The 25,091-nt window shown below is 72.0% G+C and carries 30 protein-coding genes; 14 read left to right on the top strand and 16 right to left on the bottom strand.

Annotation, left to right across the window (positions count from 1 at the left end; translation table 11 throughout):
* Positions 1-91 precede the first annotated feature (91 nt).
* Entirely contained in the window at positions 92-1,132 is a 1,041-nt protein-coding gene (locus J2W20_RS10545) for an NAD(P)-dependent alcohol dehydrogenase (RefSeq protein ID WP_307006527.1), read from the top strand.
* Positions 1,133-1,194: 62 nt separating this feature from the next.
* Here the strand turns inward: J2W20_RS10545 and J2W20_RS10540 are convergent, their stop codons facing one another.
* Entirely contained in the window at positions 1,195-1,473 is a 279-nt protein-coding gene (locus tag J2W20_RS10540) for a YciI family protein (protein WP_307006526.1), read from the bottom strand.
* Positions 1,474-1,811: 338 nt separating this feature from the next.
* On the opposite strand from J2W20_RS10540, the gene J2W20_RS10535 reads away from it, so the two are divergent.
* From J2W20_RS10535 to J2W20_RS10525, 3 genes are read left to right on the top strand one after another with little or no spacing between them, the layout of a single operon-like run.
* Positions 1,812-2,474 carry an NADPH-dependent F420 reductase gene (locus tag J2W20_RS10535; protein ID WP_307006525.1) on the top strand — a complete coding sequence of 221 codons (663 nt, stop codon included), beginning with the start codon at positions 1,812-1,814 and terminating at the stop codon, positions 2,472-2,474.
* 57 nt (positions 2,475-2,531) lie between these two features.
* Positions 2,532-3,017, top strand: a complete 486-nt coding sequence (locus J2W20_RS10530; protein ID WP_307006524.1) for a hypothetical protein — start codon at positions 2,532-2,534, stop codon at positions 3,015-3,017.
* Between the two features lie 51 nt (positions 3,018-3,068).
* Entirely contained in the window at positions 3,069-3,302 is a 234-nt protein-coding gene (locus J2W20_RS10525) for a hypothetical protein (protein ID WP_307006523.1), read from the top strand.
* A 30-nt stretch (positions 3,303-3,332) separates the two neighbouring features.
* Here the strand turns inward: J2W20_RS10525 and J2W20_RS10520 are convergent, their stop codons facing one another.
* The 3 genes from J2W20_RS10520 to J2W20_RS10510 form a co-directional block, all read right to left on the bottom strand.
* Positions 3,333-3,455, bottom strand: a complete 123-nt coding sequence (locus tag J2W20_RS10520; RefSeq protein ID WP_307006522.1) for a hypothetical protein — start codon at positions 3,453-3,455, stop codon at positions 3,333-3,335.
* Between the two features lie 107 nt (positions 3,456-3,562).
* On the bottom strand, positions 3,563-4,873 hold the full coding sequence (gene dctA / locus J2W20_RS10515; RefSeq protein WP_307006521.1) for a C4-dicarboxylate transporter DctA: 1,311 nt from the start codon (positions 4,871-4,873) through the stop codon (positions 3,563-3,565).
* A gap of 55 nt (positions 4,874-4,928) precedes the next feature.
* Positions 4,929-6,056: a PrpF domain-containing protein gene (locus J2W20_RS10510; RefSeq protein WP_307006520.1), complete on the bottom strand. Its 1,128-nt coding sequence runs from the start codon at positions 6,054-6,056 to the stop codon at positions 4,929-4,931.
* Between the two features lie 123 nt (positions 6,057-6,179).
* Between J2W20_RS10510 and J2W20_RS10505 the strand changes: the two genes are divergently transcribed.
* On the top strand, positions 6,180-7,103 hold the full coding sequence (locus J2W20_RS10505; protein ID WP_307006519.1) for a LysR family transcriptional regulator: 924 nt from the start codon (positions 6,180-6,182) through the stop codon (positions 7,101-7,103).
* A gap of 16 nt (positions 7,104-7,119) precedes the next feature.
* Here the strand turns inward: J2W20_RS10505 and J2W20_RS10500 are convergent, their stop codons facing one another.
* Positions 7,120-7,611, bottom strand: a complete 492-nt coding sequence (locus tag J2W20_RS10500; RefSeq protein WP_307006518.1) for a 2'-5' RNA ligase family protein — start codon at positions 7,609-7,611, stop codon at positions 7,120-7,122.
* A gap of 32 nt (positions 7,612-7,643) precedes the next feature.
* On the opposite strand from J2W20_RS10500, the gene J2W20_RS10495 reads away from it, so the two are divergent.
* Both J2W20_RS10495 and J2W20_RS10490 read left to right on the top strand, forming a co-directional pair.
* Positions 7,644-8,582, top strand: a complete 939-nt coding sequence (locus tag J2W20_RS10495; protein WP_307006517.1) for an NAD(P)-dependent oxidoreductase — start codon at positions 7,644-7,646, stop codon at positions 8,580-8,582.
* Between the two features lie 98 nt (positions 8,583-8,680).
* Complete coding sequence (locus J2W20_RS10490) at positions 8,681-9,172, top strand: DUF3817 domain-containing protein (protein ID WP_307006620.1); 492 nt, start codon at positions 8,681-8,683, stop codon at positions 9,170-9,172.
* Positions 9,173-9,229: 57 nt separating this feature from the next.
* Here J2W20_RS10490 and J2W20_RS10485 read toward each other — a convergent pair whose 3' ends face one another.
* Positions 9,230-10,198, bottom strand: coding sequence for an NAD-dependent epimerase/dehydratase family protein (locus J2W20_RS10485; RefSeq protein ID WP_307006516.1), 969 nt, complete (start codon positions 10,196-10,198; stop codon positions 9,230-9,232).
* Between the two features lie 163 nt (positions 10,199-10,361).
* Between J2W20_RS10485 and J2W20_RS10480 the strand changes: the two genes are divergently transcribed.
* On the top strand, positions 10,362-12,086 hold the full coding sequence (locus J2W20_RS10480; RefSeq protein WP_307006515.1) for an APC family permease: 1,725 nt from the start codon (positions 10,362-10,364) through the stop codon (positions 12,084-12,086).
* 17 nt (positions 12,087-12,103) lie between these two features.
* On the opposite strand, the gene J2W20_RS10475 is transcribed toward J2W20_RS10480, so the two are convergent.
* Positions 12,104-13,564 carry a multicopper oxidase family protein gene (locus J2W20_RS10475; protein ID WP_307006514.1) on the bottom strand — a complete coding sequence of 487 codons (1,461 nt, stop codon included), beginning with the start codon at positions 13,562-13,564 and terminating at the stop codon, positions 12,104-12,106.
* A 29-nt stretch (positions 13,565-13,593) separates the two neighbouring features.
* Between J2W20_RS10475 and J2W20_RS10470 the strand changes: the two genes are divergently transcribed.
* Both J2W20_RS10470 and J2W20_RS10465 read left to right on the top strand, forming a co-directional pair.
* Entirely contained in the window at positions 13,594-14,295 is a 702-nt protein-coding gene (locus J2W20_RS10470) for an NUDIX hydrolase (protein ID WP_307006513.1), read from the top strand.
* A 139-nt stretch (positions 14,296-14,434) separates the two neighbouring features.
* A complete protein-coding gene (locus J2W20_RS10465; protein ID WP_307006512.1) occupies positions 14,435-16,000 on the top strand; it encodes a S8 family serine peptidase in 1,566 nt (521 codons plus the stop codon).
* 39 nt (positions 16,001-16,039) lie between these two features.
* On the opposite strand, the gene J2W20_RS10460 is transcribed toward J2W20_RS10465, so the two are convergent.
* The 3 genes from J2W20_RS10460 to J2W20_RS10450 form a co-directional block, all read right to left on the bottom strand.
* A complete protein-coding gene (locus J2W20_RS10460; protein WP_307006511.1) occupies positions 16,040-17,320 on the bottom strand; it encodes an aminotransferase-like domain-containing protein in 1,281 nt (426 codons plus the stop codon).
* A 136-nt stretch (positions 17,321-17,456) separates the two neighbouring features.
* Positions 17,457-17,717 carry a GlsB/YeaQ/YmgE family stress response membrane protein gene (locus J2W20_RS10455; protein WP_307006510.1) on the bottom strand — a complete coding sequence of 87 codons (261 nt, stop codon included), beginning with the start codon at positions 17,715-17,717 and terminating at the stop codon, positions 17,457-17,459.
* 91 nt (positions 17,718-17,808) lie between these two features.
* The gene (locus tag J2W20_RS10450; RefSeq protein WP_307006508.1) at positions 17,809-17,994 is read right to left on the bottom strand and encodes a CsbD family protein; all 186 of its coding nucleotides are present in this window, start codon (positions 17,992-17,994) and stop codon (positions 17,809-17,811) included.
* A gap of 193 nt (positions 17,995-18,187) precedes the next feature.
* Here J2W20_RS10450 and J2W20_RS10445 point away from each other — a divergent pair, with 193 nt between their 5' ends.
* The gene (locus tag J2W20_RS10445; protein WP_307006507.1) at positions 18,188-18,502 is read left to right on the top strand and encodes a hypothetical protein; all 315 of its coding nucleotides are present in this window, start codon (positions 18,188-18,190) and stop codon (positions 18,500-18,502) included.
* A gap of 4 nt (positions 18,503-18,506) precedes the next feature.
* On the opposite strand, the gene J2W20_RS10440 is transcribed toward J2W20_RS10445, so the two are convergent.
* Positions 18,507-19,241 (bottom strand): TetR/AcrR family transcriptional regulator, encoded by a 735-nt coding sequence (locus J2W20_RS10440; RefSeq protein WP_307006505.1) that lies wholly within the window; start codon positions 19,239-19,241, stop codon positions 18,507-18,509.
* 223 nt (positions 19,242-19,464) lie between these two features.
* Here J2W20_RS10440 and J2W20_RS10435 point away from each other — a divergent pair, with 223 nt between their 5' ends.
* The 3 genes from J2W20_RS10435 to J2W20_RS10425 all read left to right on the top strand — a co-directional run bounded on the left by J2W20_RS10435 (position 19,465) and on the right by J2W20_RS10425 (position 21,182).
* Complete coding sequence (locus J2W20_RS10435; protein ID WP_307006503.1) at positions 19,465-20,217, top strand: sigma-70 family RNA polymerase sigma factor; 753 nt, start codon at positions 19,465-19,467, stop codon at positions 20,215-20,217.
* Positions 20,218-20,431: 214 nt separating this feature from the next.
* The gene (locus tag J2W20_RS10430; RefSeq protein WP_169803085.1) at positions 20,432-20,593 is read left to right on the top strand and encodes a hypothetical protein; all 162 of its coding nucleotides are present in this window, start codon (positions 20,432-20,434) and stop codon (positions 20,591-20,593) included.
* A 124-nt stretch (positions 20,594-20,717) separates the two neighbouring features.
* On the top strand, positions 20,718-21,182 hold the full coding sequence (locus tag J2W20_RS10425; protein WP_307006501.1) for an SRPBCC family protein: 465 nt from the start codon (positions 20,718-20,720) through the stop codon (positions 21,180-21,182).
* A 6-nt stretch (positions 21,183-21,188) separates the two neighbouring features.
* Here the strand turns inward: J2W20_RS10425 and J2W20_RS10420 are convergent, their stop codons facing one another.
* From J2W20_RS10420 to J2W20_RS10400, 5 genes are all read right to left on the bottom strand, one after another.
* The gene (locus J2W20_RS10420) at positions 21,189-21,755 is read right to left on the bottom strand and encodes an MOSC domain-containing protein (protein ID WP_307006500.1); all 567 of its coding nucleotides are present in this window, start codon (positions 21,753-21,755) and stop codon (positions 21,189-21,191) included.
* Between the two features lie 33 nt (positions 21,756-21,788).
* Positions 21,789-21,920: a hypothetical protein gene (locus tag J2W20_RS10415; protein ID WP_307006499.1), complete on the bottom strand. Its 132-nt coding sequence runs from the start codon at positions 21,918-21,920 to the stop codon at positions 21,789-21,791.
* A gap of 121 nt (positions 21,921-22,041) precedes the next feature.
* A complete protein-coding gene (locus J2W20_RS10410; protein WP_307006498.1) occupies positions 22,042-22,746 on the bottom strand; it encodes a hypothetical protein in 705 nt (234 codons plus the stop codon).
* 26 nt (positions 22,747-22,772) lie between these two features.
* On the bottom strand, positions 22,773-24,011 hold the full coding sequence (locus J2W20_RS10405; RefSeq protein WP_307006497.1) for an MBL fold metallo-hydrolase RNA specificity domain-containing protein: 1,239 nt from the start codon (positions 24,009-24,011) through the stop codon (positions 22,773-22,775).
* A gap of 312 nt (positions 24,012-24,323) precedes the next feature.
* Positions 24,324-24,908, bottom strand: coding sequence for an NADPH-dependent FMN reductase (locus tag J2W20_RS10400; protein WP_307006496.1), 585 nt, complete (start codon positions 24,906-24,908; stop codon positions 24,324-24,326).
* Positions 24,909-25,091: the final 183 nt, after the last annotated feature.

Raw genomic sequence — 25,091 nt, 5'->3', positions numbered from 1 at the left:
GGATGATGCGACTGTACTCCTCGGTAGCGTAGGATGCTGGGCGATGTTTGCCGCATCAAGCAGACTCAACACCCAACGGATTGGAGTCACCATGCCCACCGTCAACGCCTACGCAGCACCGGGCCCCGCAGAGCCGCTCGTCAAGACCACCATCGAGCGCCGCGAGCTTGGCCCGCAGGACGTCCTCATCGAGATCAAGTACGCGGGCATCTGCCACTCCGACATCCACACCGTCCGCGGGGACTGGGGCCCCCAGCAGTACCCGCTCACGCCCGGCCACGAGATCGCCGGCATCGTCACCGAGGTCGGCAGCGAGGTGACCAAGCACTCCGTCGGCGACCGCGTCGGCGTGGGCTGCATGGTCAACTCGTGCGGCCACTGCGTGAACTGCCAGAAGGGCAACGAGCAGTACTGCCTCGAGGGCAACGTCGGCACCTACGGTGCCGTGGACCGCGACGGCACCATCACCCAGGGCGGCTACTCGACCCACGTGGTGGTGACCGAGGACTTCGTCCTGCGGATCCCCGACGGCCTCGACCTCGACGTCGCGACCCCGCTCCTGTGCGCGGGCATCACCACCTACTCGCCGCTGAACCGCTGGGGCGCTGGCCCCGGCAAGAAGGTGGCCGTGGTGGGCCTGGGCGGCCTCGGCCACATGGGCGTCAAGATCGCCCACGCCATGGGCGCCGAGGTCACCGTGCTCTCGCAGTCGCTCAAGAAGAAGGAGGACGGGCTCCGGCTCGGTGCGGACCACTACTACGCCACGTCCGATCCCGAGACGTTCGAGAAGCTCGCGGGCACGTTCGACGTCATCCTCAACACCGTCAGCGCCCCGATCGACCTCAACGCCTACCTCGGCCTCCTCGCCGCGGGCGGCACCATGGTCAGCGTCGGCGCCCCGCCGGAGTCCCTCGCGGTCAACGCCTTCAGCCTGATCGGCGGCGGCAAGACCCTCGCCGGGTCGATGATCGGCGGCATCCGCGAGACCCAGGAGATGCTGGACTTCTGCGCCGAGCACGGCTTCGGCGCGGACATCGAGCTCATCCCCGCGGAGCAGATCAACGAGGCCTACGAGCGGGTCCTCGCCTCCGACGTCCGCTACCGCTTCGTCATCGACGCCGCGACGTTCTGACGCACCTCCCCGGAGCGGCCCGGGCCTGCTCCGGCGCACGACGGCGCGCCGCTGCACGGGGGCTAGTCGAACCGGACGGCGTTCCACTCGAGCACGCGCGGCTCGGCCAGGCCCTCGAGCACGAACGGGTCGCCGGCGATGAACCGTTCGGCGTCCTGGCGTGAGCTGAAGATCCCCATCGAGCCGGCCGCCGGGTCCGGCGTCAGGAAGGGGCCGAGCGCGAGGAGGCCGCCGCCGTCGGCCCTGAAGGCCTCGTAGTAGGCCTTGTGCCGCGGGTAGGCCCCGAGGACCCGCTCCCGGTCGGCACCGCCGCGGAGGGTGTAGAGCACCACGAATTCCATGCCGGGATCCTACGGCGCGGGAAAGGCTAGGCTGCGCGTCGGTCGCGCCCGGAGTCCGTGTCCTCTTGGTCCTGGCGGGACGGGCCACGCCGCGAGGGCTGGCTGCCCTGGGCGGATTCCCTCTCATCCCTCTGCCTGCGGATCCATTCCTGCCGGTGCTCATGGACGGTCACTCGCCGCTTCACTGTCCTGTCCTTCCTTCGGCTCTGCGTCCCCGTATCCATCACCACTACCCGCTCGTGCTGCCGCAAACCGCGCGAGGGAATGCGGCGGGGGCCGACGGCGTTGACTCAGCAAGGTAGTTGACGAGTCCACAAAATCGACGGGAGCACATCACCATGGGGCAGGGCGGCAGGAGCATCGGCATCCTCGGGGCGGGCCGCGTCGGAACCGCCGTGGCCCGGGAGGCCCTCAAGGCCGGGTACGAGGTGCGGATCGCCACCGCGAAGCCGGTCGAGGACATCGCCCTGATCGTGGAGATCATCACCCCCGGGGCGATGGCGGTGACGGCCGCGGAGGCGGCCCAGGCCGACCTCGTGGTCCTCGCCCTCCCGCTGCACAAGTACCGCACGCTCGACCGGGCCGCGCTCGCCGGCCGCGTGGTCATCGATGCCATGAACTACTGGGAGCCGACCGACGGCGCCATGCCCGAGCTGGGCGGCCGCGGCTCCTCCGAGGTGGTCCAGGACTTCCTCGCCGCATCGCACGTGGTCAAGACGCTCAACCACATCGGCTACCACGAGCTCGAGGCGGACGGCCGACCCGCTGGTGCCGCCGGGCGCCGCGCGCTCGCGGTCGCCGGGGACGACGCCTCCGCCCGCGAGCGCGTGCTCGCCTTCGTCGACGCGCTCGGCTACGACGCGGTCGACGCCGGCCCGCTCGCCGCCGGCCGCGCCCTCGAGCCGGGCACCGAGGCCTTCGCCGGGGCGCACGACGCCGCGGGGCTGGCCGAGGCGCTCGGGCGCCACGCCGCGTCAGCCGCCGAGAGCGCCGCGGCGTAGGCCCGGGACGCGGCCCGCGTCTTCACCGCAGCCGCTGCGCCTGCGCACAATGGCGGGATGACAGCTGCCGGTGCGGACGACAGGGCTCATGGCGCCCTCGGGGCGGGTGCGGTCGACACGGGCGCCCTGACCACGGCCATCGTGGCGGCGGGCGCGGCCTTCTTCGCCCAGCCCGGCGACTGGACCTTCCTCTCGGTGGTCCTGGGAATCGCCTTCCTGCTGGTCCTCCTGGCGTACCACCGCCCCCGCGAAGGGGCCCCGACCCTGCAGGCCGTCTTCGTGCGGGCCGCCTTCGCCGGGACCGTCGGCCTGTCGCTCTGCATCGCGGCGGGAGCCCCGCTGCAGCTCGCGGCCGAGGGCGCTGGAATGCCCAACGCCCATCACGAGGCGGCGGACGCGGTCACCGAGTGGGTCAGCTGGGCGTGGGTCCCGGTGACGCTGCTGGTATTCTGGCTGGAGCCGAGGATCACCCGGGCCCTGGTGCGGAGCGGACCGGCGCCGCGGGCAGACCCGTCGCATAATCCGGACCCCGACGGGGTATAGGCACCGCGGAGGCGTCGACGAGCGGAGGCCACGATGACAGCGGAGGCAGTGATGGCTACGGCACACGGTGTGGGAGCGGGACGCGTCAGGACGTGCAGGGAGCTCAGCCCCGGCATGGACATCGAGGCCCGAGTTGGCGGCGTGTGGCACTTCGCCGGACGTGTGCTGGAGATCCATCCGAGCATGGGCCTCTTCTGGGCTGAATCGGCGGCGGGCGAGCGCCGCATCATCGAGTTCGAGGAGTACGAGGTCCACCGGCGCGCCTCGGACCCCGCCGCTGCGTAGCGGCGGGGTCCGAGGGATCGGGCCACGTGATCAGTCGGTTTCCGGTCCGGAGCAGTAGATGCAGGCCCCGGCCTGGGGGCCGCCGGTGCAGAGGTCTTCCTCGAAGGTCTCGAGCTCGAGGCTCCCGATGTCATCGAGCGCTGTGGGCGCCATGGTTCTGTCCTTCGTGCTCGGATGGGTGGTGTCCCGGCGGCGGCTCCCCCGACCTTCGGGGTGCGTGTTGCGAGCTGCGCGAGCCGGCGCCGGGAGGCTTTCCCGGGTCAGTGGGCGGGGACGGCGGCGGCGAGGGCCTGCTTCTCGGTCTCGGTGGCGACGAAGCCGGAGGTCAGCTCGGCCCGGAGGACGTCCGTGTCCAGGGCCTTCTCCCAGCGGGCGACGGCGATGCAGGAGACGATGTTGCAGGCGGTGCTGGTGAGCGCGCGTGCCTCGCTCATGAAGCGGTCGATCCCGACGATCAGGGCGACGCCCGCGACCGGGAGGGTGGGCATGACGGTCAGGGTGGCGACGAGGGCGACGAAGCCGCTGCCGCTGACTCCGGCTGCGCCCTTGGAGGTCAGCAGCATCATGCCGAGCATGAGGAGGATCTGGCCCCAGCTGAGGTGGATGTCGCAGGCCTGCGCAATGAACATCGAGGCGAGCGTGAGGTACACGGCGGTGCCGGTGAGGTTGAAGGAGTAGCCGGTAGGGACGACAAGCCCGACGACGCCGCGCTCGCAGCCGATCCGCTCGAGCTTGGCGAGCAGGCGCGGCAGCACGGGCTCGCTCGAGGAGGTCGCGAGGACAATCAGGAACTCGTCCTTGAAGTAGCGCAGGAGCCGCCAGAGGCTGAATCCGGTGACCTTGGCGAGGAAGCCCAGGCCGATGATGACGAAGGCGATGCAGGCTGCGTAGAAGGCCAGGATCAGCATCCCGAGGTTGCCGATGGAGTGCGCGCCGTACTTGCCGACGGTGAAGGCCATGGCGCCGAAGGCGCCGATGGGGGCGACCTTCATGACGTAGCCGAAGACGACGAACAGGAGCTTGTTGAAGCTGTTGACGACGTCGAGGGCGAGCTTGCCCGGTGCGCCGAGCTTGGTGAACGCGAAGCCGCACAGGAGGGCGACCAGGAGCACGGGCAGGACCTCGCCGTTGGCGAACGCCCCCACGAGGGTGGCGGGGATGATGTTCAGCAGGAAGTCAGCCGGGTTGCTGCTGGGCAGCTGGCTCGTGTACTTCGACGCGACGGACGCGTTCAGGTGGGCCGGGTCGATGTGCATCCCGGCCCCGGGCTGGAAGAGGAGGACCGCGCCGAGGCCGAGGGCGAGCGCCAGGGCCGTGAGCGTGTAGAAGAGGCCGAGCGAGCGCAGCAGGGTCGGGCCGACCTTCTTGGTGTCCGTCAGGGAGGTGATGCCGCTGACGATCGTGCAGAAGACGATCGGGGCGATGAGGAACTTCACGAGCTTGACGAAGCCGTCGCCGAGGGGCTGGAGCGAGGACCCGAGGTCCGGCCAGAGGGCGCCGACCAGGATGCCGAGTGCTACGCCGACGAGGACTTGGACATAGAGGTGTCCGAGGATGGACTTGATCTTCATTGAACGTCTTCCTGGGTGGGGCCTGCAGCTGACGGCAGGGCCGGGGGGATGGTGGTCAGGCCGTCTGGGCCATGGGGCGCGCGACGTCGATGTCGGCGACGGCGAGCTGGCGGGCCGCCCGGTGGAGGGCGACTTCGCTGACCGCGCCCGAGCGGTCGGTGACGACCTCGGCGGTGATGACGCCGGCGGGTGTGCCGAGGCGCAGCAGCCGCCCGGTGTGGGCCGGGGGCAGCGCGCCGGCCACCACCGAGCCGGGCACCGCGGCAGCGAGGGAGACCGCGACCGCGGAGGTCAGGCCGATGGCGGGGTGCGGTGCGAGCATCGAGAGCATGCGCACGCGCAGGTCGTGGCTCTCGGCCGCGACGAGGGTGCCGTCGGCCGCGGTGTAGTCCGCCGCGGGCGCCACGACCCCGATCTTGGGGATGGCGTTCTGCGGCGGTTCCTCGGGCTTCCTCAGGCCCATCGCCAGGCCGGCGGCGGCCCGGACGGAGATGAGCTGGGGGAGGTGCGCGCCGAGGCCGGCGTCCATGGAGGACAGGTCGATCCCCAGCTCGTCGGCGCGGAGGAGGGCCGCGGGCGCGCCGGCGTCCACCATCGTCACGTTCAGCATGGCCCGTCCCACGGCGAGCGCGTCGGCCGGCCTCCCGGTCGGCAGCACGCTGCCGGTGGTCCCGCCCCACGGCGAGTGGAAGGACAGGCTCACGGGGACTCCGAGGGCGCTGCTGCCGGGCACCGTGGCCCGCCCCGAGGTCGGGACGTGGCGGCCGGGCGTCGCGATCGTCCCCGTGAGCACGGCTCCGGTGTTGAGGTTCCGCATCCTCACGCGGGTGGTGCCCTCCTGCGCGGCGACGATGCCGGACTGGACGGCGTAGAGGGCGATGGCGGTCGCGCAGTTGCCGCAGTTGGACCCCAGCTCGACGGTGGAGTCGCCGATCCCGACCTGCGCGAAGAGGTAGTCGAGGTCCGCTGGGCCGTCCGGGGTCGCGGTGATAACGGCGGCCTTCGAGGTGGTCGAGGTGCCCCCGCCGACGCCGTCGAGCTGCCGGGCGTCCGCCGCACCGAACGCGTCGGCCAGCAGGTGGAGCACCTCTTCCGGGGTGCCGGCGTGCCGGGCCACGTCCTGGGCGTCGAAGAGCCAGCACTTGCTCGTGCCGCCTCGATACCAATGGCCGCGGAGTTGCACGGTCCTCTCCTTCACGCTTGGTGGTGCGCCTCACAGCGCCTGCTCCTTCTACGATCGAGGCAGCGAAGGTTCAGCACAATCGCAGAAAAGTAGACATCCCTCTACTCTTGCTAAACTCGGGGCATGGCTGATCTCGACCTGCGGCGGCTCCATCTCCTGCGGGAAGTGGGGCGCCTGGGCTCCTTGACCTCGGCCGCGGCGGCCCTGTCCTTCACGACGTCCGCGGTCTCCCAGCAGATCTCCAAGCTCGAGCGTGAGATGGGGGTGGCGCTCGTGGAGCGGCACCCCCGGGGCGTCGTCCTGACCGAGGCGGGCACGGCGCTGCTGCGCTACGCGGACGAGATCGACAGGACGATCGAGGCGGCCCACGCCGAGATGGGCGAGTTCGCCGGCCTGCGACGGGGACAGCTGCGGCTGGGCACCTTCCCCACAGTCGGGGCCTCGCTGATGCCCGACGTCGTGCTCGCCTTCCGTGCGCGCCATCCAGGGGTCGCCGTCACGGTGGCGAGCGCCCGGCGCGACGGGCTCATCGAGCGGCTCAAACGCCGGGACATCGAGCTGGCGCTCCTGTGGGACTACCCGTGGGAGCGCATCAAGGACGAGGACCTGGCGATCACGCCGCTCATGGATGATCCCACCGTGCTCCTGGTGCCCCGCGAGCATGCCCTCGCCAGCGGCGGCCCCGTGCGCGTGGGCCGCCTGCGCGACCAGGAGTGGGTGGTCCGCGACGAGCACCCCGTGGCGGACGTGCTCAGCCGCCTCTGCCGCGGGGCGGGCTTCGAACCCCGCATCGCGCTGGCCGCCAACGACTACAACGAGACGCAGGGCATGGTCGCGGCGGGGATCGGGATCGCCCTGGCCCCCCGGCTCGCGCTCAGCGCTCTGCGGCCCGACATCTCGATCGTGCCGATCGAGAACTCGCCCACCCGGAGGATCCTGCTGGCCCAGCTCGCCGGCCGCCGCCTCAGCCCGGCCGCGCAGCAGGCCACCGAGGTCTTCCGCGCTATGGCCGAGCGGGCGCAGGGCTCCCTCCACGCGGCACGCTAGCCTCGGGGAACGCCCCTCAGGCGCGCGTCCCCCGCGGGGCGAGCCCCGCGACCGCCACCACGAGCGGCCGCCCCTGGCCCGGCTCGGGCTCCATGTCCACGAGCGCGAGCTGGCCCAGGTGCAGCGGCTGCCCCTCGTCCGCGGAGCCGCGCCGGGTCGCGGTGATGTGGGCGCGGTAGCCGTCGCCGGCGAAGTCGGGGCGGCGGAACGTCGGCACGTGGAGCTCCAGCGCCTCCACGAGGTCTCGGTGGAGGGCCCGGACCTCGGGCGAGTCGACGAGGGCCACCGGCGTGTCGTGCCGCGGGCCGAACAGTTCCCCCGGGCCGGCCACGGCCGTGATCGGGGCCGTCCGCCCGGCCACCGCGCCCATGTCCGCCGCGAGCTGCGCCGCACTCGCCCAGGTCGTGAAGACGGGCATCACCGTGATGTGCAGGGGCCAGTCCCGCACCGCGTACCGCTCGCCGACGGCCATGGGCGCCAGGGGCAGGACGATCGCGAAGCGGTGCACTCCACGATCGTAGGCGCCGCTAGTCTGGCCCTATGACCACACAGACCCCGTCCGCGCCCCTCCGCGTCGCCGTCCACGGCGAGCTGCTGCCGTTCATGACCGAGGCGATCGAGGCGGGAGGGGGCACCCTCGTCGGGCTCGACGGGGAGCCGGAGGTCCTCGCCCTCGACCACGGCAACCCGAAGCACGACCTCCTCGCCGTGCTCGACGGCACGCCCTCGATCCGCTGGGTCCAGCTGCCCTCGGCCGGGATCGAGGCCTACGCGGACGCCCTCGCCGCGCACCCCGGGAAGGTGTGGACCAGCGCCAAGGGCGCCTACGCCAAGCCCGTCGCCGAGCATGCCCTCGCCCTCTCCCTCGCGCTGCTGCGCCACCTGCCCGAACGGGCCCGCGCCCGCTCGTGGGGCCCGGCCACCGGCACCTCCCTGCACGGGATGCGCGCCCTCGTGATCGGCGCCGGCGGCGTGGGCCTGGAGATCCTGCGCCTCTTCCGGGTGTTCGACATGGAGGTCGACGTGGTACGCCGCACCCGCGCCTCGGTCCCGGGGGCCAGGAGCACGACGACGCCCGCCCACCTTGCCGAGCTGCTGCTGGAGGCCGACGTCGTGGTCGTCGCCGCAGCCCTCACCGCGGACACCTCCAAGCTCATCGGTGCCCCGGAGCTCGCCCTCATGAAGCCCACAGCGGTCCTCGTGAACATCGCCCGCGGCGGCCTGGTCGACACCGATGCGGTGGTGGCGGCGCTCCGGTCCGGGACGATCGCCGGCGCGGCGCTCGACGTCACGGATCCCGAGCCCCTTCCCGACGGCCATCCGCTCTGGGACGAGCCGCACGCGCTCATCACCCCCCACGCCGCGGACACCCTCGAGATGATCCGTCCGCTGCTCGGGGAGCGCCTCGCCGAGAACCTGCGCCGGTACTCGGCCGGTGCTGAGCTCGAGGGCCTCGTGGACGCCGCCGCCGGCTACTGAGAGGCGCCCCGCGCGGGAGGGCGCGCCCGGGGCGAGGATCAACCGAAAGGTGGAGGCGCGCCGTCGTGCGCGTGGGCGAGGATGGTCGGGTGACCACGATGAAGACCCTGGACCGGCCGCGCGCCTCCACCCCCCGCTCCCTCTACCGGGCGCTCGCCCTGGCCGAGATGGCCACCTGGACCCTGCTGATCCTCGGGATGGTGCTCAAGTATGCCGTCGCCCTCGGCGACTGGCCCGTGCAGGTGGCGGGCATGGTGCACGGCATCGTGTTCGTCTCCTACGCAGTGACGGCCGCGCTCGTGGGCGTCAACCAGCGCTGGCCGCTGGCCCGCATCGCGACCGCGGTCGCCACAGCCGTGGTGCCGTACGCGACCTACCCGTTCGACCGCCGGCTCGAGCGCCGCGGCCACCTCGAGGGCGCGTGGCGCCGCGAGCCCACCGAGGATCCCCGCGACCACACGCTCTCGAGCCGGGCCCTGCGGATGCTCCTCGCCCACCCCGTCGCGCTCGGTGCCGGCATGGTCGTGGCCGTCGCCGCGATCGTCTCCGCGCTGCTCGTCGTCGGGCCGCCCACGCAGTGGGGCCGCTGACGGCGCACGGCCCGACGGCGCAGGCCTGCCGGCGCAGGCCTCAGAACGACTGGCCGGTCAGAACGACTGGCCGCCCACATCGACCTGGCCGTGGTCCACGAGCCACCGCAGCGACTCCTTGAGCGCCTCGAGCGACGAATAGCGGGGCGCGTAGCCGAGCACCTCGCGGGCGCGGGCGGTGCTCGCGGCGATGCTCCGCTCGGTGTGCTCGTACGTGGCCCGGGCATGCTCGGCCCCGTACCGCCGCTCGAACTCAGCGGGGTCCACGAACTCGAGCACGGGCTCGCGCCCGAACCAGGCCGCAACCCCGGCGGCGAGCCCGTGCAGCGTCATCGCCTGCGCGGAGACCACGTGGAAGCTCGAGCCGACCGCGCCGGGCCGGCGCAGCGCGAGCTCGAAGGCCTGCGCCACGTCGTCGGCGTGGACGTGGTGCAGGATGCCGAGGCCCCGGTCCGGCAGCGCCTGCGGCTCGCCGGTGGCCAGACGCCGCCACACCTCGGGGTCGAGGTTGCCGGCGGGCGTGATGACCGGCCACCCGGGCCCGGAGATGTGACCGGGATGGAGCACGACCGCGGGCACCCCGCCGATGCGCGTCTCGCGGTGCAGCAGCTCCTCGATGTTGGCCTTGCCCGTCCCGTAGGGGCCGAACGGCGTGCGGGGCTCGTCCTCGGTGACCGGGACGCGAAGCGCGCGCCCGTGGACCCAGATGCTCCCGCAGTGGAGCAGGAGGGGCCGGGCGGGACGGAGGGCGTCGACGAGGTGCTGCGCCGAGTCGGGGGTGAAGCAGAGGAGGTCCACCACCGCATCTGCCCCCAGCTCGGCGATCCGGCGGCCGAACGTGCCGGCGGCCTCCTCGGCGTCCCGGTCCGCGGCGACCCGTTCCACCAGCGCCCACTCCGCGGTGGCGACGTAGGGCTCCCGGCTTCCGCGGCTCACCGCCACGACGTCGTGCCCCGCGCGCACCAGGCGCGGCACGAGGTAGGACCCGATGTGCCCGGTGGCACCGATGACGACGACGCGGCTCATGCAGCGAACCTACCCCACGCGCTCGCGGCGGGTCCCGGGGCACATCGCCGATTGCGCGCGGATCAGCCCTTCCGCGCGGATCACGGCCGGGCTTATCTTCTAGGAGTCATTGGGGGCGGGTCCGAAGGGCCCGGCAGGCTTCAACCCGGAAAGGGCGGCCACCATGGCTCAGGACGTCGTCACCCCTACCCACGGCGGGCATCCCCTCAAGCGCGTGGTCGGCTTCTGGGGACTCATGTTCGTCTCGCTCGGCTCCATCATCGGTTCGGGCTGGCTGCTCGGGGCCCTGGGCGCCGCGAAGTCGGCGGGCCCGGCCTCGATCATCTCGTGGCTCATCGCCGCAATCATGCTGATCGTGCTCGCCCTGATCCACGCGGACCTCGGGGCCGCCTACCCGGTGGCCGGCGGGACGGCGCGGTACCCCCTCTACGCCTTCGGTGCGCTCGCCGGGTTCTCCGCAGGCTGGGTGGGCTACCTGCAGGCCGTGACCATCGCGCCGATCGAGGTCGAGGGCGCGATCACCTACCTCGAGAGCGCACCGTGGGCGAAGGGCATCGATCTGGTCAACGCCGACTCGACGCTCACCCCGGTCGGCCTCCTCATCGCGGTGCTGGCGCTGGCCGTGTTCACGGTGGTGAACCTGCTCGGGGCCAAGTGGCTCTCCGACAGCAACATCGCCGTGGTCATCTGGAAGGCCGCCGTGCCCGTGCTGACGATCGTCGTGATCATCGCCCTGACCTTCCACCCGCAGAACTTCAGCCAGGGCGCGGGCGGCTTCGCGCCCCATGGGGTCCACGGGATCTTCGCCGCGCTCCCGCTCGGTGTCGTCTTCGCCCTGCAGGGCTTCGAGCAGGCCGCGCAGATGGCGGGCGAGGCGAGGAACCCGAAGAAGGACGTCGCCCGGGCCATCATCACGGCCATGCTGATCGGGGCTGCGGTCTACATCCTGCTCGAGGTAGCGTTCATCGGCGCGATCAACCCGGCCAACGTCGCCGCGAACTGGGACAACCCGCTGGGCGCCGGCGCCTTCGGCCCGTACTACGACCTCGCGCTCGCCGCGGGCGCGGGCTGGCTCGCCACCGTGCTCCTGATCGACGCGGTCATCTCCCCGTTCGGGACCGGGCTCGTGTACATCGGCACCTCGGCCCGCATCTCCTACGCGCTGGGGGAGGACGACGCCCTGCCGCCCTGGCTCACATCCGTCAGCAAGCGCGGGGTGCCGTTCGGATCGATCCTGCTCGCGTTCGTCATCGGCCTCATCGCCCTCCTGCCGTTCCCGAGCTGGCAGTCCCTCGTGGGCCTCGTCACGGACGCCACGGCCATCATGTATGCCTTCGCCCCGGTCTCCCTCGAGGCGCTCATCCGCCAGCACGCCGGCCGCGAGCACCCCTACCGGGTGCCGTGGCCGCAGGTCCTGACCCCGTTTGGGTTCGTCTCGGCCAATCTCATCATCTACTGGTCCGGGTTCGAGGCGATCTGGAAGATCCTCACGGCGATCCTGATCGGCCGCGTGATCTTCGAGATCGCGCTGCACCGCTCCAAGTCGCTGCGCTTCCGCCGGGACCTCGACTGGCGAGCGGCCTCGTGGATCTGGCCCTGGCTGATCGGCCTCGTCGTCCTGGGACTGCTGGGACGCTACGGGACCGGGTCGCTGAGCGTCCTCCCAGAGTGGGTCGACATCCTCTTCGTGGTCGGCTTCAGCCTCGTGATCTTCTACTACGCGGTGAGCCTCGCCATGAAGCCCGAGGACATCGCCGCCGCGGTCGGCGAGGACGAGTTCGAGTTCGCCACGATCGACTCTTCTGAGGCCGCCGAGGCCGCCGAGGCCGCCGAGGCCGGACCCGGCCCGGAGGGTACCCGGCCCGTCGAGGGCGGCGCCGCAGGCTAGGACGCGGGGGCCGCGCGCTAGGACGCGACCGTGAACTGCCCCATCATGCCCTGGTCCTCGTGGGTGAGCAGGTGGCAGTGGTACATGTACGGGTGCTCGGCGTCCGCGTAGCGGGGCATGCGGAACGCGATCCGGTTCCGCTCCCGGGGCAGCAGCGGGATGGTGTCCTTCCACCCCGCCCGCTCGGGCGGCGGCGGCGCGCCGTTGATGTCCAGGAGCCGGAACTGGACCCCGTGGACATGGACGTTGTGCTGGTAGGGATTGACGTTGTCCACGAACCACACCTCCGGCGCGCCCGGCGCAGCGGTGAAGTCGATCCGCTCCATGTCCATGGTCCGGCCGTTGATCTGCCGCCCGCTGAACGTGAACGAGCGCGACGTCGCGGTGCGGGCGTCCACGGGCTCCGGCAGCGCGCCGAACGCGGCTGGCAGGGGGGACGACGGCGCGAGGCTGGCCGCGGCGTCGAGCCTCACCACATCGAAGTCCCTGCCGCCGCCGAACGCGTCCGGCGGGCTCACCCGGCCCAGGTCCGGGGCGAACGAGCGCAGCATCACTGACTCGCCGGGCCTGAGCTCCACCACGATCTCGGCCCGTTCGGCGGGGGAGAGCTGCACGGCGTCGAGCTCGAGCGGCGCGGCGAGCAGCCCGCCGTCGGACGCCACCATGTGGAAGCGGCGGTGGTCCGCGAAGCCGAACTTGAACCACCGGCCGGCGCTCGCGTTGAGGATCCGCAGCCGCACGCGCTGGGTGGTCGCGGGCAGCACCGCCCCCAGGGTGCCGTTCGCGGCGATCGAGTTGCCGAGCGTGCCGAGCGAGTTGCCCGAGGGGTCGAACGCGACCTTGCCGCTGCCGTCCAGGCGTCGGTCCTGGACGATGAGCGGAATGTCGTCCACGCCGTACTCGTGCGGCAGCGAGGCGCCCGGGCCGTCCTGCGCCTCGTCGAGGAGGAACAGGCCCGCCAGCCCGAGCCCCACCTGCTTCTCGGTGCTCCCGTGCGGGTGAGGGTGGTACCAGAGGGTGGCGGCGGGCTGGTCGATGGTCCACTCCGGCGCCGCGGAACCGCCCGGATCGATCATGGCGTGCGGGCCCCCGTCCGCCGCCGCGGGCAGCATCATCCCGTGGAAGTGCACGGTGGTCGCCTCCGCGAGCCGGTTCTCGATGCTGACCCGGACCTTCTCGCCGCGGGCCGCGCGCAGGGTCGGGCCGAGGAGGGCGCCGTTGTAGCCCATCGACTCGGCGGCCTTGCCGGGGACGTACTCGTGCGTGCCCGCCTGCGGGGCGAGCCGGAAGGTGCGCACGGGGATGCCGCCCGAGGTCTCCACGGTGCCCCGGTCGAGCGGAGGGATGGGCAGCCTCGCACCGAACGGGACCGCGGGCACGTCCTCGGTCCCTGCGCAGCCTGCCAGCGCGGGGGCGGCGGGGGCGAGCACGGCAGCGGCGGAGAAGGCGCGGAGGAAGGCACGGCGGGTGAGGGGCACGTCTTCCAGCGTAGGCCTACAGTGGCGGTATGGATTCACCGATCGTGGGGCGCGCGGCCACCGTCGTCGTGGTGCGGGATGCGGACGCGGGGCTGGAGGTGCTGCTCCTCGAGAGGCCGGTGGCCGGATCCTTCGGCGGCGCCTGGGCGTTCCCCGGCGGCCGCGTCGACCCGGAGGATTCCCGCCCGGACGATCCCGAGGAGCCCTCCGCGCACGACGACGACCCCTCCACGGCCGCGCCGGCCGCCGTACGTCGGGCCGCGGTACGGGAGACCCGGGAGGAGACCGGGCTGGTCCTGGCGGAGTCGCACCTCGTGGAGCTCTCCCGGTGGGTGCCGCCGGCCCGCGCGCCCAAGAGGCTCACCACATGGTTCTTCCTCGCCCGCGACCCGGGCGGGGAGATGCTGCTGAGTGCCGACGAGCACGTGGACTCCGCGTGGCTCCGGCCGGCCGTGGCCCTCGAGCGGCACGCGGCGGGGGAGATGGTGCTGTTCCCGCCGACGTGGCTCACGCTGCACGGCCTGGCCCGGGCCGGCTCGGTCGAGGATGCCCTGGGGGGTGTGCCGCGGCCAGCGGCACGGTTCGCGAGCTACCAGCTCGTGGACGGCGAGGGGAGGATCGAGGCGGTCCTCTGGGCCGGTGACGCGCAGTACGGGGACCCCCGGGCGGCCGGAAGCGGGCGCCACCGGCTCACGATCTCACGCCTGCCGTGGGTCTATGAACGGACATGACGGGGGCATGACTGCATAACGTGCGCTAGTGGCAGCGGACTCTTCCCTTGCGGAAGCTCCCGTCGCTAGTCTTCGTCGCGGAGGTTCAGGCTGAAGCGTCGCCCGCACCCAGGCGTTCCAGCGGGACGAAAGGCACACGATGCGATCACGTACCTTCGCACGGTCTCTGGCCTGTGCGGGCCTCGCTGTAGGGCTCTCGGTCGCGGCGGCAGTCCCCGCAGCCCTCGCCGCGGGCACCTCCCCTGCCTCAGCGGCCGCCCAGTCGGCGACCACGGCTCCCGCCACCCAGCAGGCGCAGAGGGGCCAGAACTACCTCGTGCTCTACGCCGCCGGAGGGAAGGCCGCCGGCACCTCCCTCAGCGCGATTGCATCGGCCGGCGGCACGCTCGTCAAGGACTACCGCGCCATCGGCGTCGCCGTGGTGAGCTCGGCGGCGCCGGACTTCCCTGCGAGGCTCCGGGCGGTGGACCCGAGTGTCGACGCGGCCGCCGGCACGTCGGCGTTCGGCGTGGCGCTCCAGGCCGAGGCCGCCGGGGATGCGGCCGGCCCTGTTGCTCCTCCGGTCCCTGCACCGGGGTCGGACAGCCTCTCCGCCCTGCAATGGGACATGGACCAGATCCATGCTCCCGAGGCGCGGGCGGTCAACGGCGGCAGCCCATCGGTCGTGGTCGGCGACATCGACACCGGACTCGACTGGTCGCATCCGGACCTCGCGCCGAACGTCGACTTCTCGCGCTCAACCTCGTGCGTGGGCGGCGTCGAGAACACGGCGCCGAGCGCATGGTTGGACGACAACGGCCACGGGACCCATACGGCCGGCACGCTCGCGGCAGCCAGGAACGGCATCGGCATTGTGGGCATGGCCCCGAACGTGAAGCTCGCGGGCATCAAGGCCGGCAACGCGGCGGGCCTCTTCTATCCGGAGGCGATCGTCTGCGCGTTCATGTGGGCGGCTGACCATGGCATCCAGGTCACGAACAACAGCTACTTCGCTGACCCGTGGCTCTTCAACTGCAAGAACGATCCGGGCGAGAGGGCCATTTGGGAGGCCGAGCGGCGCGCCATCCGCTACGCCGAGCAGCAGGGAGTCACGGTGGTCGCGGCCGCGGACAACCAGTCCGACGACCTCGCCCATCCGACCCAGGACGCCACGAGCCCGGATGACACCACGCCCGTGACGCGCGACATCACCAACGCCTGCGCCGTCGTGCCGGCCGAGGTCCCTGGCGTCGTGACGGTCTCGGCCACGGGCAGCCTCGGCCTCAAGTCGTTCTTCTCGAACTACGGCGTCGGAGTTGTCGACGTCGCGGCCCCCGGCGGGGACTCCATCCTGCAGCGCACGGCCGCGGCCCCGAACGGGCGGGTGCTGTCGACGTGGCCGAAGGCCCTCATGGGCGGATGCCTGCGCCCGGTCGTCGACCCTTCGGGGGCGACGTACTGCTACCTGCAGGGGACCTCGATGGCCTCGCCGCATGTGGCTGGGCTCGCCGCGCTCATCGTGAGCTCGGGCGTGACGAGCCCCGGAGCGGTTGCGGCGAGGATCGCCAACACTGCGGACTCCACACCGTGTCCGGCGGACATGTCGGTCTACGCCGCGTTCCCCGCGTTCGACGGCGGCGCTCCCCAGGTGTGCCAGGGGGGCGCGGGAGCCACCTCGTTCTACGGGAAGGGCCAGGTGAACGCCCTCCGCGCGATCGGCGGGTAGTCCTCTCCCCGCGGCGGTCTGAGCCCCGGCGAGGGCAGGCTACGGGGCGCTCGCCTCGACGGCGGCCCGCACCACCGGGGCCAGGCGCCGCACGCCCTCGCGGATCTGCTCCGGTGCCACGCCGGAGAACGCGAGCCGGAGCCTGCTGCTCGGCGCGTCCGACGGTGTGAACGCGGCGCCGGGGATGAATACCACGCCCGCGTCGATCGCCTCGTGGAGGAGGGGGTAGGTGTCGACCCCCTCGGGGAGGGTCACCCAGACGAAGAAGCCGCCGCTCGGCGTCGTCCACGTCGCCTCGGACGGGAAGTGCTCGCCGAGCGCATGCAGCATGGCCGCGCACCGCTCGGCGTAGACGGCGCGGGATTCGGCGAGGTAGGCGCGCCAGTCGAAGCTGCGGAAGAACTCGGTGACGAGCATCTGGTTGAGCATGGACGGGCACAGCACCACCGCCTCGGCGGCGAGGTAGAAGCGCCGGTAGAGGTGCTTGGGGACGAGCGCCCAGCCGAGCCGCACCCCGGGGGAGAAGATCTTGGAGAACGAGCCGCAGTAGATGACGTCGTCGGGGTTGTCGGCCCGCAGGGGGGCGAGCGGCCGCCCGTCGAAGCGGAGCATGCCGTAGGGGTTGTCCTCGAGGACCAGGATGTTGTGCTCGCGGCAGATGTCCACGATCCGCTGGCGCCGCTCGGCGGCCAGGGTGATGCCCGAGGGGTTGTTGAAGCTCGGGATCGTGTAGAGGAGCTTGATGGTGTCCCCGGCGGCCTCGAGCTCGGCGATGCGCGCCTCGAGGAGCTCGGGCACGAGCCCGTCCTCGTCCATCCCGACCGGCTCGACGCGCACCTGGTAGGCCTCGAAGGTGTTCAGCGCCCCCACGTAGGTGGGGTCCTCGGCGAGCACCACGTCTCCCGGGTTGCAGAACACCTTCGCCGCGATGTCCTGCGCGGACTGCGACCCCGTGGTCACGACGACGTCCTCGGGCGAGGCGCCGAGGATGCCCTCCTCGGCCATGATCTCGCAGATGAGCTCGCGCAGCGCGAGGGTGCCCTTGCCGCCGCCGTAGTGCAGCGCCTCCATGCCGTGGTCCATGATGACCCGCTGGGCGGTCTCGGCGACGAGGCCGAGCGGGAGGCGCGTCAGGCTCGGGGATCCGCCCGCGAGGGAGACGAGGCCCGGGCGGATCGAGATGTCGAAGACGTCCCGCACCGCCGACTGCCGGATGTTGTGCGCCCGTTCGGAGAAGAGCGCCTCGTGCCGGTGCGCGGCGTCCGCGCGCTCGAGGGCGGTCTGGGTCTCTGCGGTCAGCTCAGTCTCGTGGGGTGTCACGCCCACATCCTAGCCCGAAAGTTGCCCAATATGCACCCAATGTTGTTTTCATCGCGTCCTGTGGCCCCAGCACGCACGACGGCGGCGGCCCGCCCGGATGGGCGAGCCGCCGCCGTCGAGGGTCGGCTACTGGACCTCAAGCCCTGCGGCGCGTGATGGCGCCGTAGATGCCCAGGACGACCAGCGAGCCGATGATCGCGACGATCCACGTCTGCAGGCTCCAGAAGTTGGCGAGCCCGACGCCGAAGATCGCGCTTCCAATCCATCCTCCGAGGAGGGCACCCACGACTCCCAAGAGCATGGTGATGAGGATGCCCCCGCCCTGACGGCCGGGGAGGATGGCCTTCGCGATCGCCCCGGCGATCAGGCCGAGGATGAGGAACGCGATGATGCCCATGGATTAGCTCCTTCTGAGGGGGACTCGATGTTCTCTGGACCGATCATCGGATCGGTCGGGCGAGGTGAACCGTTCGGCGGTGGGGCGGGCCTCAGTGGCCGGTGATGTCCTTGGCGGCATCCTTGATGTGCTCGCCGGCCTGCTTGACGCCGGCCTTCGCCTGGTCGCCCTTGCCCTCGGCCTGGAGGTCCGGGTTGTCCGTGGCCTCGCCGGCGCCTTCCTTGGCCTTGCCCTTGAGCTCTTCGGCCTTGTTCTCGAACTTGTCTCCGATACCCATGGCTTTCTCCTTCTGGGAAGCGAGAGGGGGCTGGAGTGCCCCTTCCCTCCGGTCCTTGCCGCGGGCTGCGGGGAGTGCCCCCGAGCCGCATGCCCTCCCGTTTCCCCTGGGCCCCGCTGGTCAAACATCGGCTCATGGAGAAGTCTCCCGACCCGGACTGTGTGAGGGCGGCTGCACGGGGAAGGAGGGAGGGATGAAGACCATCGAGGCCACCATCGATTCCACCGTCTGTGCCGTCGAGGTCAGCGCGGTCGCCGACAGCTCTGTGCTCTCCTCGTGCGCCCCCGCACTCGAGACGATGCCGCCCGAGCCGGCCCCGCCACACCGGCCGCCGGAGCCGGGCGTCCCTCCCGGACCGAGCATCCCGCCGGACCCCGGGCCGGACACGTTCCCGCCCTTCGACCCGGATGGCGCGCCGGAACCCGGCCTTCCGTCCCCGGGGCGGCCTGCCCCGGGGGAGCCCTTCCCTCCCGGCGGCCCCGTGCCCCCTGACTCGCGTCAGCCGTAGAGGATCAGCCTCGGGCGTTGTCGAGTCTCCGCACCGAGGCGGACTCCCCGAGCTCCCGGACGGGTGCCGGTTCCCTGCTTCCGGCCTTGTGCTGGGCCGATGCGCTGCCCGTCGTCTTCACCACGGGGCGGGCGGCCGGGCGGCGGTCCGGCCTGTGGAGGTCGATCAGCACCCGGGCCAGGTTGCGGGCGCGGAGGGCCGCGCGCTGGTCCCCTTCGATGGAGGCGACCATCGCGCCCTTGGTGAGGATGTGGAAGGACCAGGCGAACCCTTCGGGGTCATTGAGCCCCGCGGCCTCGGCGAGGGCGGCGAGGCGCTCGCGGATTGCCGCCAGATGTGCCATGGCGGCCTGACCGAGGGGGTGCTCGGCGCCGAATTCAATCATCACGTGGAGGAAGGTGTTGACCTCGGCCGCGCCGCGGCTGAACCACTCGTCCAGCACGGTGAATGCGGCGAGCAGGGCGTCGTCGGGGTTGTGCGCGTGGGCGATGGCCTCCTCGATCGCATCGTGGCGCGCTTGGTACCAGCGCTCCATGTACGCGAGGACGAGCGCTTCCTTCGAGGGGAAGTGCCGGTAGAACGTCGCCTTGGCGACCCCCGACCGGGCAATGATCTCGTCGATCCCCACGTCCCTCACGCCGCGCTTGGCGAAGAGCCCGTAGGCGGTCTCCAGGATCCGCTCGCGGGCAGGTTTGCGTGCCGCGGCCTCGGGGGCCCGGCCGTTGTCTCGACCGTTCATGCCGTCCATGGTAGCACTCTGGACAGACAGGTCTGTCTACCTATATAAACGTTGTAGACGGAACAGACAGGTCTGTCTCGTTGAAGACTTCGAGGTAGCCGGCATCAACACCGGGCACCGCCTGGCGGTGCAGGGAGGGTAGGTCGCTGTGGGCGAGTCAGCTGTGATGGAGCGGGAGAGCCGGTTGGCGGTCGTGGCCGGGGGCCGGGCCGGGGAGCCGGGCGTGGAGGCCGACGGCGGTGCTGCCGCCGGCGCTTCTGCTGGCGCTGCCGGTTCTGCTGGGGGTGCTGTGGATGCTGGGGCGGGGGCTCTGGTGGTGGAGCATCTGGGGCTGGCGGATGCGCTGGCGCGTCGGCACCGGGTGCCGGGGCATGATTTCGAGGATCTGCGGCAGGTGGCGCGGCTGGGGCTGGTGATGGCGGCGCAGCGGTACCGGGAGGGTGCCGGGCACGGGTTCGTGCAGTTCGCGGTGCCGACGATCTCGGGGACGATCAAGCGGTACCTGCGGGACCAGTCGTGGGTGGTGCGTCCGCCGCGGTCGCTGCAGGAGCTGCGGCTGGGGGTGAAGGAGGCCCGGGGGCGGCTGGTGCAGGAGCTGGGCCGGGAGCCGTCGCTGGCGGAGCTGGCCGAGGCGACCGGCGCCACGGCCGAGCAGGTCGCGGAGGCTCGGTCGGTGGAGTCGGCGATGACGGCGGCGGCGATCGAGCCGCTGGATGCTTCCTCGGATGCGGAGGGGGAGCGGACGGCGCATCTGGTGCCGGTGGTCGATGCGGGGTTCGAGCAGGTGGAGCTGCGGCAGATGGTCGCGTGCGCGCTGGAGGGGGCGAGCGAGCAGGAGCGGCGGCTGGTGCGGCTGCGGTTCGTGGAGGAGATGAGCCAGTCGGAGATCGCCGCGGAGCTGGGGGTGTCCCAGATGCAGGTCTCGCGCCTGCTGCGCCGGCTCCTGGACCGCATGCGCCGCAAGATGGCCGCCTGACACCCGACCAACCCGAGAACGGCCTGACAACAACCGACGCTTGCCCCACGGTCGCACCCGGGACTTGCCGGAGGCTCCACACCGGGCGCTGGACCCCACACAGCGGGGCAGCTCACCGGACCACAGCACCCGGCACGGCCCGTGGCCGCGCAGCCGCGCGTTACCGACGCGGTGCCGCGTGTTTCATCCTGCGCGAACCGGGAAACTGAGCGGCATGAACACTCTCTTGGTGATCGTGGGCATCATCGCCATCATCCTGCTGTTCGTCGGCGGCTTCGTGAAGGCGGTCAACTTCCTGCTCTGGGTGGGCATCATCCTGCTCATCCTGGCGCTCATCGGGTACATCCTCGGCCGTTCGCGGAGCGGCAGGCGCTAGCTAGCCGGCCCCGTCAGCCTCCGCGCTCGTCGGGCGTGTGCGCGCCCTCTCCTCGGGCGGGGGCGCGCCCGAACACCGCGCCCGCCTCTGCCGCGAGGGCGGCCGTGCCGCCTAGCATGGCCCCATGGCCGCCTACACGATCTCCCGCAGCGCCTTCATCCCCGCCCCGCCCGAGGCTGTCTACCCGCATGTGGTGGACTTCCACAAGTGGGCGGACTGGTCGCCGTGGGAGGCGCTCGATCCGGCGATGGAACGGACCTTCAGCGGTCCGGCCGCCGGGACCGGCGCCCAGTACTCCTGGCGCGGAAACCGCCGGGCGGGGGCTGGCTCGATGCAGATCCTCGAGGCCGAGGAGCCCAGGAGCATCCGGCTGCGCCTCGTGTTCGTCAAGCCGTTCAAGGCCGTCAATCCCACCGGCTTCACGTTCGAGCCGGATCGCGGGGGGACCCGCGTGACCTGGGTGATGAAGGGCGAGAACAAGGGCATCGCTGGCGTGTTCGCGAAGCTCATGAACCTCGACAGCATGGTGGGCAAGGACTTCGAGAAGGGTCTGGCGAACCTCGCCCACGTGGTCGCGGCGAGCCGGTGAGCCGGGCTACGGCAGCCTCCACGGACGCAGGACCCGCGCCGCTCCCGCAGCCGAGGCATCAAGCTCCACCGGGCTGAGCAGTACCGCGGGACCGCGTCGGAGCGTCCCACCGGTGACCGGGCGGCACCGGAGTCCGCCGCGTCCTCGCATCGCGGCATGTGCCCCCGGGGCCAGCACGCGGTCCATCCAGACGCAGGGGTGGGCCTGTCGGCCGGCATGGAGTCGGACGGTGGTATCGCCCTGGCAGAGCGAGAAGGAGCTGCCCACGAGGGGCGGCAGCTCCGCCCCGCTCAGGACCACATTCCGGCGGGTGAGGAGCGGATCGAACGGCGCCACACCCAGCTCGGCGGCCATCGCCTCGAGCCCCTCGACGGCCAGTACGGTCAGGGCAGCGTCCACATGTGCGGCCTTGCCGAAGAACCGGTCTCCCACGATCCCCTTGCCGGCCACGACCTCGATGGCGTGGGCATCCTCCGACGGCACCGCCGCGGCGCCGTCGCGCGCCCTGCCGAAGTAGGCGTGCGCAGGCGAGACGAAGAGGTGGAGCACCTCGACCTGGTACGGGTAGTCCATGGCCTCCACAGTACTGGAGGGCAGCAGGCGCGCTCAGTCCTCGTCGGGCCCCTCCGCTGCGTCCTCGGAATGGGCGCGGACTCCGCCGCCCTCGAGTTCGGTGTCGCCCTCGGCCGGTGCCTCGGTATGCACGCGCTCGTCGTCCTCAGGCTCGATTCCAGCCATGTCGTCCGCCTCGGTTCGGGAAGGGGGCCTGCCCCGCGGGCGGCGGGAACGCCACCGGCCCCACCTCCAGCGTAGGTCCGCCGGGCCGAGATGGCGACGGGTTCCGCCGCGCGTTCTGCCGCTACTTGAGGCTCAGCACGTCGGCCATCGGCCGGCCGTTGACGAACACCTCAGCCCGCTTCGCCCCTGCCGCGGCGATGGCCGTGAGGTTGATCTGCGCCTCGGCCCGCGGGATGTCGCACACACCGCCCAGGAAGAACGAGCCGGAGAGGTAGACCGTGATGGTCGTGCCGTCGAAGGAACTCCCCAGGTACTTCAGGGTCGACTGGTAGAGCACGTTGACGAGGCCGGACTCGCCGATCTCGCGGCTGCGGTTGGCGAACAGCCGCGTGAGGCTCGGCCCGACCTGGTCCCGGAAGGTCACCGGCTCGGTGTAGGTGGCCACGGCGGAGTCGCCGCATCCGACCTTCGGGCCGGACACGCCGCCGTCCTCGATGGCGATGTAGTAGAGGGTCAGCGGTGCCGTCTGCTCGGGCAGCTGCCCTTCGGCGGCGGGGGCCGAGGAGGAGGGGGGCGCCGGTGCCGTGGTGGGCTGCGGCGGGGCGGCCGGCGGGGTGGTCGGCGCCGGGGGCGAGGCGGAGGAGGACGACGGCGCGGGGGTGCCGCTCGCCGTCGTGCCCGCCGAAGCGGGGGGCGAGGTGGACGCGGGCGCGCTGCTCGCCGTCGTGCTCGGGGACGGCGCCGGCGACGGCGGCCCGAAGCAGGCTGCGAGGGTGAGCACCGCCGCGAGGGCGGCGGCCCCCAAGGCCGGTCGGATGGGCTTCATGGCATCCTCCTCGTGGGTTCGGCTGGTCAGCGTGGGGCGGTGAGGTCCACCCGCTCGAGGTGCTCCGGGACCCTGGCGCGCCAGCCGAGCTCGTGCTGGATCCGCCGGCGCAGGGTGTCCGAGGCCCCGATCTCCCCGTGGGTCACGTAGACCATCCGCGGCGGCCGCGGGCAGGTCCGCATCCACTGGAGGATGGCGTCGGCGTCCGCGTGCGCGGAGAGGTTGTCGAGGCTGACCACCTCGGCGCGGACCGGGACGTCGCGGCCGTAGATGCGCAGGCTCGTGGCCCCGTCGAGGAGCAGGGCGCCGCGGGTGCCCCCGGCCTGGTAGCCGCTGAGGACGATCGCGTTGCGCGGATCGGGGCCGTAGGCCTCGACGTGGTGCAGCACCCGGCCGCCCGTGAGCATGCCGGACGCGGAGATGACGACCATCGGCCCACCGCGCAGGTTCAGCAGCCGCGATTCGTCCGGGTCGCGCACCATCGTCGGGAGGGCGTACATCTCGCGGAACTCCCGGTCGCTGATCCTGTGCTCCTCGGGGTACCTCCGGTAGAGCTCCGTGGCGTCCACCGCCATGGGGCTGTTGAGGTAGACCGGAATGTCCGGGATCCGGTCCCGCCGTCGCAGGCGGGCGAGGTGCAGCATGAGCGTCTCGGCGCGGCCCACGGCGAAGGCCGCGATGACCACCACCCCATTGCGCTTCGCCACCCGGCGCACCACGTCGCCGAGCGCCTCGGTCGGGTCGTCGCGGGGATGGGCGCGGTCGCCGTAGGTGGACTCGGTGATGAGGACGTCCGTGGGCTCCAGGGGCGCAGGCGGGTTCATCAGCGGATCGTCCTCGCGCCCCAGATCGCCGGTGAAGTGCAGGGTGGTCCCGGAGGCCCCGCCGCCGTCGAGGCGGACGCGGACCTGGGCGGCGCCGAGGATGTGCCCGGCCGGGACGAAGCGCGCCTCGATCCCGGCCCCGAGGTCCAGCGGCTCCCGGAACGGCCGGGGACTGAAGCTCCCGAGGGACTCGACGGCGTCCCGGGCCGTGTAGAGGGGCTGCGGCATGCTGTGCCGCGACGACCCGCGGGCCCGGGCGGTCTCGGCCTCCTCCTCCTGGAGGTGGCCGCTGTCCGGCAGCAGGAGCGTGCACAGGTCCGTGGTCCCCGGGGTCGCGTAGACGGGGCCGCGGAACCCGCGCTTGACGAGGGCCGGGATGTAGCCCGAGTGGTCGAGGTGGGCGTGGGTCAGGACCACCGCGTCGATCGCCTCGGGCCGCACCGGGAGGGTTGCGCTCGCGCAGCTTCTTGTACCCCTGGAACAGCCCGCAGTCCACGAGGATCCGCCGGCCCCCGTGCTCGAGGAGGTAGCGGGAGCCGGTGACAGAGTCCGTGGCACCGAAGAAGCTCAGGTGCGTCCCGCCGTCGTCCCTCATGGCGGAAGCGTAGGAGCAGCGGGGCGCGGCGGCTACGGGCTTTGTGCCCCCCTAGAGACTTCTGAGGGTCATGTTCTGGAAGTCACCTGATGTGACCTCCAGAACATGACCCTCAGGAGGTGGCCTCCAGGAGGTGACTCCCAGACGGGGGGGCGAGATCAGCGGGCGGCAGCCTCGGCGAGCTCGGCCGGGGCGGTGGCGCCCGTGGTCCCGGCAAGCGCTGCGACGACCTTGGCGATGCCCTCGACGACCTCGGCATCGTCCTGGGGCTCGACCTCGGCGAAGCGCGAGTAGGAGGCGCCGATCGCGAGTGTGGCGTCCTCGACGACCTCGGCGCCGGCGACCTTGAGCGACTTGCGCACGTCGTCATGCGCCCAGACGCCGCCGTACTGGCCTGCGGAGGTGCCGATCACGGCCGCCTTCGTGCCGGTCGCGGAGGAGGCGCCGAAGGGCCGGGAGATCCAGTCGATCGCGTTGTTGATGACCGCGGGCATGGTCCCGTTGTACTCGGGGGTGACGAGCAGGAGGCCGTCCGCGGCGGCGACGGCGGCGCGGAGCTCGGCCGCCTTGGCGGGGACCTTGCCCTCGACGTCGAGGTCCTCGTTGTAGAAGGGGATCTCCTCGAGGCCCTCGAACGTGGTGACGGCGGTGCCCTCCGGGGCGGACGCGGCGGCGACCTGGGCGAACTTGCTGTTGACGGACTCGGTGCGGAGGCTGCCGACGAGGGTGAGGATCTCTGCCATGGGGGGCTCCTTGGGGTAGCGCGGTCCCCGCGGGGGAGCGGGGCTTCTGTGATGCGTCAACTACCTTGTCGCCCCGCGCATTCCACGAATCCGGAGTGCCCTTCACCACACTTCCTCCGGCGGAACGCCGCACGACGGCGGGCCGGCCCCCAAGGTGACCGGCCCGGCGTCGTGCGTCGGTTC

The organism is Sinomonas atrocyanea (assembly GCF_030812675.1).
Classification (GTDB): domain Bacteria; phylum Actinomycetota; class Actinomycetes; order Actinomycetales; family Micrococcaceae; genus Sinomonas; species Sinomonas atrocyanea_B.
Note: the sequence above shows the minus strand (reverse complement) of the source record. Positions and strands in the feature narration are given on the sequence as shown.